Source organism: Methylocystis echinoides (assembly GCF_040687965.1).
GTDB lineage: Bacteria > Pseudomonadota > Alphaproteobacteria > Rhizobiales > Beijerinckiaceae > Methylocystis > Methylocystis echinoides_A.
In genome coordinates this window covers 2,553,744-2,566,608 of record NZ_CP156084.1, presented here as the reverse complement: position 1 = coordinate 2,566,608, position 12,865 = coordinate 2,553,744, and the positions used below count along the sequence as shown (strand labels likewise).

10 protein-coding genes are annotated in these 12,865 nt (G+C 67.4%); all 10 read right to left on the bottom strand.

Going from position 1 to position 12,865, the window contains the following annotated elements; genetic code table 11:
• Window positions 1–67 precede the first annotated feature (67 nt).
• Window positions 68–1,774, bottom strand: coding sequence for a cell division protein FtsZ (ftsZ, locus tag RVU70_RS12525; RefSeq protein ID WP_363346738.1), 1,707 nt, complete (start codon window positions 1,772–1,774; stop codon window positions 68–70).
• Window positions 1,775–1,930: 156 nt separating this feature from the next.
• On the bottom strand, window positions 1,931–3,244 hold the full coding sequence (gene ftsA, locus RVU70_RS12520; protein ID WP_363351320.1) for a cell division protein FtsA: 1,314 nt from the start codon (window positions 3,242–3,244) through the stop codon (window positions 1,931–1,933).
• Between the two features lie 4 nt (window positions 3,245–3,248).
• Complete coding sequence (locus RVU70_RS12515; RefSeq protein WP_363346736.1) at window positions 3,249–4,238, bottom strand: FtsQ-type POTRA domain-containing protein; 990 nt, start codon at window positions 4,236–4,238, stop codon at window positions 3,249–3,251.
• Entirely contained in the window at window positions 4,205–5,128 is a 924-nt protein-coding gene (locus tag RVU70_RS12510; RefSeq protein WP_363346734.1) for a D-alanine--D-alanine ligase, read from the bottom strand. Before RVU70_RS12510 ends, RVU70_RS12515 begins: the two co-directional genes overlap by 34 nt.
• A 152-nt stretch (window positions 5,129–5,280) precedes the next feature.
• Window positions 5,281–6,834, bottom strand: coding sequence for a hypothetical protein (locus RVU70_RS12505; protein ID WP_363346732.1), 1,554 nt, complete (start codon window positions 6,832–6,834; stop codon window positions 5,281–5,283).
• Complete coding sequence (gene murB, locus RVU70_RS12500; protein WP_363346730.1) at window positions 6,835–7,752, bottom strand: UDP-N-acetylmuramate dehydrogenase; 918 nt, start codon at window positions 7,750–7,752, stop codon at window positions 6,835–6,837.
• A 9-nt stretch (window positions 7,753–7,761) separates the two neighbouring features.
• Entirely contained in the window at window positions 7,762–9,171 is a 1,410-nt protein-coding gene (gene murC, locus RVU70_RS12495) for a UDP-N-acetylmuramate--L-alanine ligase (RefSeq protein WP_363346728.1), read from the bottom strand.
• Window positions 9,172–9,182: 11 nt separating this feature from the next.
• Entirely contained in the window at window positions 9,183–10,280 is a 1,098-nt protein-coding gene (gene murG, locus RVU70_RS12490) for an undecaprenyldiphospho-muramoylpentapeptide beta-N-acetylglucosaminyltransferase (RefSeq protein ID WP_363346726.1), read from the bottom strand.
• A gap of 1 nt (window position 10,281) precedes the next feature.
• The gene (locus RVU70_RS12485; RefSeq protein ID WP_363346724.1) at window positions 10,282–11,442 is read right to left on the bottom strand and encodes a putative peptidoglycan glycosyltransferase FtsW; all 1,161 of its coding nucleotides are present in this window, start codon (window positions 11,440–11,442) and stop codon (window positions 10,282–10,284) included.
• Complete coding sequence (gene murD / locus RVU70_RS12480; protein ID WP_363351318.1) at window positions 11,443–12,864, bottom strand: UDP-N-acetylmuramoyl-L-alanine--D-glutamate ligase; 1,422 nt, start codon at window positions 12,862–12,864, stop codon at window positions 11,443–11,445. It lies immediately after the preceding gene.
• Window position 12,865: the final 1 nt, after the last annotated feature.

The following is a 12,865-nucleotide window of genomic DNA, read 5'->3' as shown; positions in this document are numbered from 1 at the left end:
CCAACGGGGCCAAAAACAAAGGCCCGCGCAAAGGCGGGCCTTCGACGAGGGGCCGGAGCCCGGCGCGTTAGTGGCTCGACTGCCGGCGCAGGAAGGCCGGGATTTCGAGATGGTCGTCCTCCACCGGACGCTGCGCCGGCGCGCGGCGGCCGTGCGGATCGAGCGCGGCGTGCGACGGCTGAGGCGCGGCGGCGGGGCGCTTGCCATATTCCGAAACGGTCGAGGGCTGCGGCGCCGGGGCGCGCGGCGCTTGCGGCTGCGGCTGCGGCGCGGCGCCGGGCTGCATCGAATCCTCCTGGCGGCTCGCGCCGAACGAGGCCAGACGCTCGAAGATCGACTTGCGACGCGGATCATGGCTCGCTTCGCCGCGGTGCTGGCGCATCTGATCCTGGACCGGCTGCGGGAAATCCTCGATCGACGGCATGCGCGGCGTGCGCGGCATTTCCGGCGGCGGCGGCACATAGCCGGTCGCCGACTCGGCCATCATGCGCGGCGCGGGCTCCGGCATGCGCGGCTCGCTATAGGTCGAGCGCGCGCCCACCGGCTCCAGATAGACGCCATTCGTCGTCATCTGAGCGGGAGCGGCCGCGGGCTGCTCGGCGTAATAGGAGGTCGGCGCCGGCTCGCGGAGTTCCGCCTGATAGGCCGGAGCGGACGCGCGTTCGGGCATGGCGTAGACCTGCGCCGAGGTTTCGACGACAGGGATCGCCGACGGCTGCGGCCGCGCCTGCTGCTGCAACTGGGCGCGCATGCGCTCCGCCGCCTCCGCCATGCGCGCCGCGCTGGTCGGATCGTCGGCGGTGATCGCCGCGAGGTCGATGCCGGTCGCCACGACCGAGACGCGCACGACGCCCTCGAGCGCGGAATCGAAGGTCGCGCCCAGGATGATGTTGGCGTCCTCGTCCACTTCCTGACGGATGCGGCTCGCCGCCTCGTCGACTTCATAGAGCGTGAGGTCGTGGCCGCCGGTGATGGAGATCAGCAGGCCGCGCGCGCCCTTCATCGACACTTCGTCGAGAAGCGGATTGGCGATCGCCGCCTCGGCCGCGAGATTGGCGCGGCGCTCGCCCGTCGCTTCGCCCGTGCCCATCATCGCCTTGCCCATGCCGCGCATGATTGAGCGCACGTCGGCGAAGTCGAGATTGATGAGCCCCTCCTTCACCATGAGGTCGGTGACGGAGGCGACGCCCGAATAGAGCACCTGGTCGGCCATGGCGAAGGCGTCCGCAAAGGTCGTCTTCTCAGTGGCGATGCGGAACAGATTCTGGTTCGGGATGACGATCAGCGTGTCGACGCATTTCTGCAGTTCGGTGATGCCCGCCTCTGCGATGCGCAGGCGGCGCTGCCCTTCGAAGTGGAACGGCTTGGTCACGACGCCGACCGTGAGGATGCCCATCTCGCGCGCGATCTGGGCGATGACGGGCGCGGCGCCCGTGCCGGTGCCGCCGCCCATGCCGGCGGTGACGAAGCACATATGCGCGCCCTGAAGCTGCTCGCGGAGCTCCTCGCGCGCCTCCTCGGCGGCGGCGCGGCCGACCTCCGGCTGGGCCCCGGCGCCGAGACCTTCGGTCACCTGCAGGCCCATCTGAATGACGCGCTCGGCCGGCGACGAGGCCAGCGCCTGCGCGTCGGTGTTCGCGACGAGGAAATCCACGCCGGAGAGGCCCGACGAGATCATGTTGTTGACGGCGTTGCAACCGCCGCCGCCGACGCCGCACACCATGATGCGGGGCTTCAATTCCCTCAATTCGGGCGCTTTGAGATTAATCGTCATTTGCCAGGCCTCTCGGAATGTACACTGCTCGTCGGCGTCGGTTGTTCCCATCCTTGGACGCCCCGTCGCCGAACGCTTCGTCCTCGGTTATTTGCGCGCGAGGCCCGGCGTTTCAGGCCGGATCGCCTCAGTTGAAAGAATCACTGGAGCGCGATTCTAGAAGCTTTCCTTTAACCATCTACCCACTCGCCTCATGTAGCCGTCCGTTCCCGTCGCCGTCCGCTCGCCACGGTGGGGCTCGAAATATTCGCGCGCCGCGACTTGCGGATAGACGAGCAATCCCGCCGCCGCCGCAAAGGCCGGCGAGCGCGCGGGATCGGGAAGACCTTCGACGCCGATCGGGCGTCCGACGCGGACCTGGCCGCCGAGAATGCGGCGTGCGGATTCCGCCGCGCCGGTGAGCTGGCTGGCGCCGCCGGTTAAAACGATGCGGCGGCTCGGACTGGATTGAAAGCCGGCCCGCGCCAGGCGATCGCGCAGGAATTCAAAAGTCTCTTCAACGCGCGGGCGGATGATTCGCACGAGGTGGGATTTTGGCGCATGCGCCTTGTGGTGGCCGTGCTCGCCGACGTGCACGAAGGAAACCGTTTCGCGCTCGTCCGACGTCGAGGAGATGGCGGAGCCATGGAACGTCTTGAGGCGCTCCGCGTCGGCGAGCCGCGCGTCGAGGCCGCGGGCGATGTCCATGGTGACGTGATTGCCGCCGAGAGTCACGGCGTCGAGATGCGTCATCTCGCCATGGGAGAAGACGGCGAGCGAGGTCGTGCCGGCGCCCATGTCGACGACGATGACGCCCATCTCCGCTTCATCGGGCTCGAGCGCCGAAAGGCCGGCGACATAAGGCGCCGCAGCCACGCCCGCGACGCCGAGATGGCCGCGCTCCACCGCGAGGAGAAGATTGCGCGCCGCCGCCTGATCGCAGGTCGCGACATGCAGATCGACGCCGAGCTCCTCGCCGATCATATCCTTCGGCTCGCGAATGCCGCCGACGCCGTCGAGCGAAAAGCCGGTCGGCAGCGAATGCACGGCGATCCGGCCCCGATGCAGATGATGCGCGGCGGACGCCTCGAGCACGCGATGAATGTCGGCCGCCGCCACTTCGCGGCCGCCAATGGCGCGCTTGGCGGTGAAATGTTCGGACGCCAGCCGCCCGCCGGAGGCGGTGATGATGACCTGGTCAATTTGAACGCCAGCCATGCGCTCGGCGGCGTCGACCGTCTGGCGAATGGCGCGCTCCGCCTCGTCCATGTCGACGACGAGGCCGTTCTTGACCCCGAGCGAGCGCTGATGGCCGATCCCCAACACGCGGATGCGATGCGTGCGCCAGTCGCCGGACGCCGCCTGGCTCGCCGGCGTGACGCGGGCGATCAGGCAGGCGATCTTCGACGTGCCGACGTCGAGCGCCGCGAGGGTCGCGGAGCGGCGCGGCCCGAGAGGCTTCAGACGTGGCGGAACGAGCTGAGGCTTCATAACGCTAACCACCCGTTTTCTTTGTCTTGTGCGGCAGCGCCGCCTCACGCGCGGCGGCGGCCTCCTCCGTGAGGCGCACCGCGACGCGGTCCGGCGCGCGCAGGTCGATCGACATGATGTCCTTGTCGAGAATGCGGGACTCGCGCTGGAGGCGCAGCAGCGTCGCGACGGCGCGCGCGGGGTTTTCCTCGGGCAGCTTGACCAGCATGCCGCTGGTCATGTCGAGATCCCAGCGCCGGCCCGAGACGAGCACGCCGGCCTTTACGCGCTGCGCCAGATCGCCGAGGCCGGCCAGCAGTTGGAGATACTCGGGCAGCCGCTTCTGCGCGCCCTCGCCAACGACAAAAGGCAGGCCGAGATATCTTTCGTCGCGCAATTCGTCGATGGCGACGCCATCGTCGGCGACAACCGTGACGCGACCGTCCTGTTGCCACAGGGCATGTGGACGGCGCTCCTCGATCGCGATCACGAGACGGTTCGGATAGAGCTTCATCACCCGGGCGGATTTCACCAGCGGGACGGCCATCAGCCGCTCGCGCACGCCGGCGGCGTCGAGGAAGGGCAGCGAGTTGCGCGCGTCGACGCCCGCGGCCCGCAAGAGCTCCTTTTCCGTCATGCGCGACTGACCGGTAATGGTCACAGCGGCGATGTCGAATCCGACCGTGCGCGCGACGATGTCCCAGGGCTGGCCTTCGCGCGAGACGAATGCGTCATAGCCGCCGTTTTCGACCAAGCCGCCGAAGCCGACGCCGCCGAAGAGCAGGAGGAGACCCAAGAGGCCGACTCCGGGCCGTCCAAGAAACGCAAAACGGGTAAAGAGCGGGTGATCGATGCGGCGGCGCGGGATGGCGCGGGGGGCGGCGTGGGCGGCCGGCGCCGCGGCGGGAATGGGCCCGCCGGCGCCCGCGGGCTGGGGCTCGGCCGCAGGAAAATGAACGAGCGGAAGGGCAGTCGTCTCCCCTAACGATCGCAGGATGCGTCTTCCACCATCCATTTGACTAGCTCGCCGAACGAAAAACCTGCAAAAGCCGCCATTTCTGGCACGAGCGAGGTCTCCGTCATTCCCGGCTGCGTGTTCACCTCCAGAACGACGAGCGCGCCCGTCCCGCCAGGACGATCGTCGTATCGGAAGTCCGCGCGACTGACGCCGCGACAGCCGAGAGCTCTGTGAGCCTCGATCGCTAAATGTTGGACCTCTTGGTAAATTTTCTCTTTAAGATTTGCCGGAAGAAGGTGTTTGGAGCCGCCTTTCGCGTATTTCGCGTGGTAGTCGTACCAGCCCCCGTCCGCGGCGAGGATTTCGATAACGTCGAGCGCACGTTCGCCCATCACGGCGCAGGTGAGCTCGCGCCCGTCCACGAACTCTTCCGCGAGCATCAGATCGCCATGCGCCCAGTCCGCACAGGTCAGCTCCAGCGGCGGGCGCTCCTGGTCCGCCTTGACGATGAAAACGCCGAAGGAGGAGCCTTCCGAGACCGGCTTCAAGACATAGGGCGGGGGCAAGACATGCGCTTGCGCCGCCTCCAGCCGATGCACGACGCGGCCCTTGGGGACCGGCACGCCCGCCGCCGCCATCAAGACCTTGGCGACCTCCTTGTTCATCGCCGCCGAGGAAGCGAGCACGCCGGAATGCGTGTAGGGGATGCGCAGCAATTCCAGCACGCCTTGAACGCAGCCGTCTTCGCCGAACTTCCCGTGCAAGGCGTTGAAGGCGACGTCCGGCTTGAGCGAAGCGAGCAGGCTCGCGACGTCGTGGCTCACATCGACCGGCGTCACCCGATAGCCCTGCTCTTCCAACGCCCTCGCGCAGGCCGTTCCCGAGCGCAGCGAGATCTCGCGTTCGGCGGACAGCCCGCCCATCAGCACGGCGACGTGTTTGGTCATATCGGTCTCACTGAACTCGAAGGTGGATACGAGGGGGCGCCCAAAGGACTGCCGGGCGAACCGGCTACGCTTTCTCAACAGGCGGGCGGCGGCGCAGGCGCCGGCGCGAATCGTTTAGAGGCTACGTTGCGTCGCCCGGTGGCGCAACGCCGTCAGGGCGACCTGCGGGTCCAGATCTCGATCGCCTCCGCCTGGCCGGTCTTTTCGTAGCCGTCGAGAGCAATGGCCGTTTCGGGCTGTTTGAGCGCCCACTCGCGCGTCTCCCTGTCCTCGACGATGATGGCGTCGGGGCGACCGGCGCGCACGTCCTCGGCGAAGCCGGCGAGGTCTCGCCGTCGATAGCTCTCGAGCCGGGCGCGCTGGGCTGGGTCCTTCGAGTCGCGAAGCAGATGGCTGGCGAAGCTTGCGGTCCACAGCGCATTGGGGCGGCCAACCCATATTCCGCCGAGTTGGCGCGTCACGGGATGGCCGAAGTCGAGCTGGCGCGCCAGCGCGATGAGTCGCGGCTGGGCGGGGGCGACGCGCGCGATCTCGGCCCGCAAACCGGGATGCTCCTCCTCGTCACTCAGCAGTCGAGCGGCGCCAAACATCGCCGGGGCGGCGAGGAACAGGGGCAGAAAGACAAATTTGAAGAGCCGGCCATCCCGCGCCGCGCGGGCGCGCGGATGCGTGTCGAGCGTGAAAAAACACCAGGCGAGCAGCGCCAGCGCAAGGCCGGGATAGGCGTGGTTCATCCAGCCTTTCCCCTGAAGGAGAAAGGCGGCGAGAAAACCAATCGACGCAAAGGCGCAGACCCGAGCCGCCGATGGAACGACAAAGCCCGGCGCCGCCGGCGGATGCGCGAAGCCTTGCGCCGAGGCGATGGCGAGCGCCGCGAGAACCGCGATATTTACGGGCGCGAGGGTCAACGCGAGACGCGGCCAGGTTTCGCGGGCGGGCTGGTAGACGTCCACGATCACCGGCAGCGCATAATCCCCGTAGGCGGGAAACAAGACGAGCGTAACGGCGCCATAGAGGAGGAAAATCCCGGCGGCGGCCGCATTCTCGAGCGAGAGCAACAGGCGCGGCGAGCGCTCCCTTATGGCGACCGCCAGCGCCGGGAGCAGAATGGCGAGCGCGAAAAACGGCTTGAAGCAGACGGCGAGGCCGCCGCCGAGCCCCGCGACGATGCGCAGCGACCTAGGGACGCGCCCGCCTTCGGCGCGGGCTGCGAGCGTCGCCAGCAGCGGCGCAAGCGCCAATAGCGCCAGATGCTCGCGCTCGGCGAAGACGAGCGCCGGCGCAAGCAGCCACAGGAAAACGGCGGCGTTCAGCAACAGCCCCCAATCCTCGCGCGAGCGCGGCGCGCCGTAGCGCAGGATCGCGGCGCTCGCCGCGAGGGAGAGGAAGCCCGCGAAAAAGGCGAGCGCGGCGACGACGGTTTCGACGGCGAGACCCAGCGCCCGCGCCAACATCACGGCCGGGGCGAGCGCCAAGAAGGCCGCCGGCGGGTTGGGATCGGTCACGTCGACATAGGGCGTGGCCCCGTCGAGCGTCTTTTCCGCGAAGGTAATGAACCAGGAGACGTCGCTGTCGATGTGACCCGCCGCCTGCATCGCGATCGCAGCGGCGAGGAGCAAAATCGTCGTCCAGGGGCCGGCGAGAAAGGCGGCGAGGCGCGGCGACTCGCGGTCGACGAACAGGCTGCGCGACGTCAAGAAGCTCATTTAAGGAATTCCGATCCGCTTGATTTCCCAGTGCAGCTCGACGCCGCTCGTCTCCTTGACCCGCCGCCGGACCGTCTCGCCGAGCGTCTCGATGTCGGCGGCCGTCGCCTGGCCACGATTGATGAGAAAGTTGCAGTGCATCTCGCTCACCTGCGCGTCGCCGACGATGAGTCCGCGACAGCCGGCGGCGTCGATCAGCCGCCACGCCTTGTGGCCTTCAGGATTCTTGAAGGTCGAGCCGCCGGTCTTTTCCTTGATCGGCTGCGAGGCCTCGCGCGCCTGCGTGATGCGATCCATTTCGGCAAGGATGGTCTGCGGATCGCCGGGGCGTCCCTGGAAGAGCGCTTGCGTGAAGATGATCTCTTCGGGGGCCGAGCAGTGGCGATAAGAGTACCCCATCTCAGCGTTGCTGAAGACCCGGATATGGCCGTCGCGATCGACGCCGCGCGCCTCGATGAGCGCGTCCTTCGTTTCGCCGCCATGCGCGCCGGCGTTCATGCGCAGCGCGCCGCCGATGGCCCCGGGTATGCCGCGATAAAAGGCGAGCCCGTCGACGCCCGCATCCGCCGCCGCCCGCGCCGCCTTGACGTCGGGCACGGCCGCGCCGACGCGCAGGCGCGCGTCCTCAACGACAATATCCCCAAAGCCCTTTGCCGAAAGGCGGATCACGACGCCCGCGACGCCGCCGTCGCGCACGATGAGATTGGAGCCGAGGCCAATGACGACGACCGGAATGTCTCTCGGCAAACGCGCGAGAAAATAAGCTAGATCGGCCTCGTCCGCCGGCATGAAGAGAAGCTGCGCAGGTCCGCCGACGCGAAACCAGGTGTAAGGCGCGAGCGGCTCGTTTGCGGACAGCTTGCCCCGCAGGTCGGGCATGCGCGCGGCGATGTCGGGGGTGAGGTCAGCGAAGGTCATGGGGGCGTCTCATGCTGCTCCGCCCGCCGCGAGCTGCTCCGGCAACGCATAGGCCCACTGCGTAATATTGCCGGCCCCGAGGCAGACGACGTAGTCGCCCGGCGCCACGATCTCGCGCACCATGGCCGGCAACACCTCCGGCGAGGGCAGACCCATGGCGCGGCGATGGCCATGCGCGCGGATGGCGTTCACGAGCGCGTCGCGGTCGACGCCCGGGATCGGCTGCTCGCCCGCCGCATAAACGTCGGCGACGATGACGACGTCGGCGTCGTTGAAGGACGTCGCAAAGGTATCGAACAGCGATTGCAGGCGCGTGTAGCGGTGCGGTTGCATCACCGCCACCACCTTTCCCTTGGTCGAGGCGCGCGCGGCGCGCAGCACGGCGGCGATCTCGACGGGATGGTGGCCGTAGTCGTCGAAGATCTGCACGCCGTTCCATTCGCCCGTGCGCGTGAAGCGGCGCTTGACGCCGCCGAAGCCCTCGAGCGCCTTGCGGATCTGGTCCGGAGAGAGGCCGAGCTGATAGGCGACCGCCACGGCCGCCGTCGCGTTCAACGCATTGTGATGGCCGGGCATGGGCAGCAGGAGATTTTCAAGATAGGTCGCCTGCGCGGTCTTGCGATCGCGCAACAAGATATTGAAGCGCGAGACGCCGCCTTCCAAATTCACGTCGAGCAGCCGGACGTCGGCCTGCGGGTTTTCGCCGTAGGTGATCACGCGCCGATCTTCGATCTTGCCCACGAGCTCCTGCACCGTCGGATGATCGAGGCACATCACCGCAAAGCCGTAAAACGGAATATTCTCGATGAAGGCGCGAAACGCGTCCTTGATCGCGTCGAAGGTATGAAAGTGATCGAGATGCTCCGGGTCGATATTCGTCACGATCGCAATATCGGCCGGAAGCTTTAAGAAAGTGCCGTCGCTTTCGTCGGCCTCGACCACCATCCAATCGCCGGCGCCCAGTCGCGCATTGGTGCCATAGGCGTTGATGATGCCGCCATTGATGACGGTCGGGTCCAGCCCGCCGGCGTCGAGCAGCGTCGCGACGAGCGAGGTCGTCGTCGTCTTGCCATGCGTGCCGGCGATGGCGACGCATTGCTTGAGGCGCATCAGCTCAGCAAGCATTTCCGCCCGGCGCACGACGGGCAGACGCTTCTCGCGCGCCGCCGCAAGCTCGGGATTGTCGCGCTTGATGGCGGTCGAGACGACGACCACCGCCGCCTCGCCCAAATTCTTGGCGTCATGACCGACGAAGACAGCGGCGCCCTTTTCCGAAAGCCGCTTGACGTTGGCGTTCTCGGTCGCGTCGGAGCCCTGCACCTTGTAGCCGAGATTGAGCAGCACCTCGGCGATGCCGGACATGCCGATGCCGCCGATGCCGACGAAATGAATGGGGCCGAGATCGCGCGGCAGTTTCATGAGCAGCTCCGTTACGCGCGGCTTTGCGCCACGCTCAAAATAAGGTCGGCAAGTCTTTCGGCGGCGTCCGGAACGCCGACGCGCTTGGCCGCCTCGGCCCGCTGTGCGAGCGCCTCGGGCGATTCCATGAGCTCAGCCAGGCGCGCCGTCAGAAAGGCGGGCGAAAAGTCCGCCTGCCTGACCGTCTCCGCCGCGCCGGCCTGTTCGATAAAGGCGGCGTTTGCCGCCTGATCGCCGTCGAGCGAGTGCGGCAGCGGCACGAACAGCGCCGGGCGGCCAATGACCGCAAGCTCCGAGACCGTCGAGGCGCCGGAGCGCGAGATGACGAAATGCGCCTGTGCGATGCGCAAGGGGAGATCCTTGAAGAAAGGCGCGATGTCGACAGCGACGCCGGCGCTCCGGTAGATCGCCTCGACGCGGGCGATGTCTTCCGCGCGGGTCTGCTGCACGAGACGAAGGCGCGACCGAAGATTATCGGGCAACGCCGCAATCGCTTCGGGCACGATATCCGCCATCACGCGCGCGCCCTGCGAGCCGCCGGTGACGAGAAGACGAAAGGCGCCGTCATCGAATGACGGATAGGGGATGTTCGCGGCGTCGAGCACCGCCGGGCGGACCGGGTTGCCGGTGACGACGATCTTGCCCTGCAGCGGCGCGGGCGCAGCGAGATTGGGCAGGCCGGCGGCGATCCTGTCGACATGGCCGGCGAGGAAGCGGTTGGCCTTCCCCATAATGGCGTTCGACTCATGCAAGACCGTTGGGATCTTGAGGAAGGCCGCGGCGAGCAGCGGCGGCACGGTCGGATAGCCGCCGAAGCCGATGACCGCCCTGGGCTTCAGCGATCGAAACACTTTCGCCGCCTGCGCCGTTCCATAGGCGAGGCGCGCCACCGCTTGCGCCTTGGCGATGAACGAGCCGCCGCGCGGCGTCGCGGACGGGATGCAATGCATCGCGCGGGCCGGAAAGCTCCCGCCATAGGCGAGCGCGCGCTCGTCGGTGACAAGCTCCGCGGGAACGCCGCGCGCGGCAAGCGCATGGGCGAGCGCCTCGGCTGGAAAGAGATGGCCGCCGGTGCCGCCGGCGGCGAGAAGGATCGGGCTTTCCGTCATGTCACGCAGCTGCTGGAACAGGTTGGCCGCTGGCGGCGACCTCGGTCAGGACGCGGGTGCGCGGGCGCTTACGCGTGACGGCAAGCAGAAAACCCATGCCGAGCGACAGCGAAATGAGCGACGAGCCGCCATAGGAGACGAAGGGCAAAGTCATGCCCTTCGCCGGCATGAGGTGCACGTTCACCGCCATATTGATGCAGCTTTGCAGGCCGAACAGCATGACGAGCCCGGCGGTCGCGAAGCGGCAGAACGGGTCTTCGTTACGCGCCGCGAGGAAGAGGCCGCGCACCACGATGAAGGCGAAGACGAGCGCCAGCGCGATGCAGACGAGGACGCCGAACTCCTCGCCAATCACGGCGAAGATGAAGTCGGTGTGCGAGTCCGGCAGGATGCGCTTCACCGTGCCTTCGCCCGGCCCCTTGCCGAACCACGATCCAGCGATGAAGCTTTCGAGCGCGGTCTCGGACTGGAAATTGGCCGGCACGCCCGCGACAGGCGGCGGCGGCTCCAGAAAGGCCTCGATGCGCGCATGCACATGCGGCACGAATTTGTAGGCGAGCAGCGCCGCAAGCAGCGCCACGCCGCCCAATCCGACGACCCAGATCACATGCAGGCCGGCCATGAAGAACAGCGCGCCCCAGACGATTGAAACGAGCATGGTCTGGCCGAAGTCCGGCTGCAGCACGAGCGGGCCGATCGTCAACGGAAAGAGCAGCAGCGCGATGAGATTGCCGGGCACGTCCTTGCGACGCGCGCCCTCCGAAAAGGCCCAGGCGACGACGACGACGAAGGCGGGCTTCAAGAACTCCGAGGGCTGAATGCCGAAGATCCAGCGTTTGGCGCCCTTCACCTCCTGCCCGAAGAACAGCGTGCCGACGACAAGCGCCAGTGAGACGATGAAGACGACGAGCGCCGCGCGGCGCACGAGCCGCGGCGAGAGGAACGACGCGCCGATCATGACGGCGAGCGCCGGCAAAAGATAGGCCACCTGCCGGTTGACGAAGTGGAAGGTCGGCAGATGCAGACGCTCCGCCACCGGCGGGCTGCCGGCCATCGCAAAGACGAGACCCGCGATGATGAGCAGGCCGATGCCCGCAAGCAGCCATCGGTCGATCGTCCACGCCCAGTCCGAGAATGCGGTTCGCTCGGCGCGCGAAATCATTTATGTTCCTCCTCTGGCGGAGAGTTTCGTCGGCAATCCCTGAACATGCTTGCGGAACGCGTCGCCGCGCGCCTCGAAATTGGGGAACTGGTCGTAGGACGCGCAAGCCGGCGACAGCAGCACGATCGGCTCGGCGGCGTCGCCCGCGAGCGCGTCGCAGGCGGCGCGGAAAGTTGCGACGTCGAGCGTCTCGCAATGCTCATAGGGAAGAGCCCCCTCGAGCGTGCGCGCGAAATCGTCGCTCGCGGCCCCGATGAGATACGCCTTGCGGATTCTCGAGAAATAGCCGCGCAGCGGTTCGATGCCGCCTTCCTTCGGCTTGCCGCCGATAATCCAATAGATGTCGGCGAAGCTCGCGAGCGCCTTCTCTGCGGCGTCGGCGTTGGTCGCCTTGGAATCGTTGACGAAGAGCGCGCGCTCGATCCGCCCGACCTCCTCCATGCGATGCGGGAGACCGGGATAGCTTTGCAAGCCGCGCGCGATCTCCTCGTCTTCGAGGCCGCATTCCCAGCCGGCCGCGGCCGCGAAAGCCGCGTTCTGCGCATTATGCGCGCCGCGCAACGCCCGCGCGCCGGTCAACACGCCGAGAAGCTCGGCCTCCTCCGGCGGGTGACCCTGTTCGCGGAAATAGACCTCGCCTTTCTCGGCATAGAAACCCCAATCGAGCGCGCGGGCGCCGGAGACCGGGACGACGCGTTGACCCTCGCGCGCATTGGCGGCGAGGCGTGCGCCGATCGCATGGGTGTAAGCGTCGTCGACGCCGACGAGCGCGACTTCTGCGCCCGCGACGAGCCGCTCCTTTACGGCGGCGTAATTTTCCATTGTCCCATGCCGGTCGATGTGATCGGGCGTCAGATTGATCAAAATGCCGATCGTCGGGTTGAGCGAGGGCGTGAGGTCGATCTGGAAGGACGAGCACTCGATGACGTGAATGCGCTCATCCGACGGCGGCTCGAGATCGAGGATCGGCACGCCGATGTTGCCGCCGAGCTGCACGTCGCGACCCGCTTCGCGCAAGATATGCGCGATGAGCGCTGTCGTCGTCGACTTGCCGTTGGTGCCGGTAATGGCGATGAACGGCGAGCCGCCGGTTTGCGCCGCCCGCTCGCGGCAAAAAAGCTCGATGTCGCCGATGATCTCTACGCCGGCGGCGCGCGCGAGCGGCACGGTCCAATGCGGCTCCGGATGCGTCAAAGGGACGCCCGGCGTCAGAATGAGCGCGGAAAAACGCGACCAGTCGCTCTGCGAGAGATCTTCGAGCGGCACGCCCTGCGCAACGGCTTTCAGCCGCCCGGCCTCGCCGTCGTCCCAGGCGCAAACTTGGGCGCCGCCGGCGATCAGCGCCTTGGCGGTGGAAAGCCCCGAGCCGCCGAGGCCGAACAGGGCGACAGTCTTGCCCTTGAAGGTCGTGACCGGCGTCATG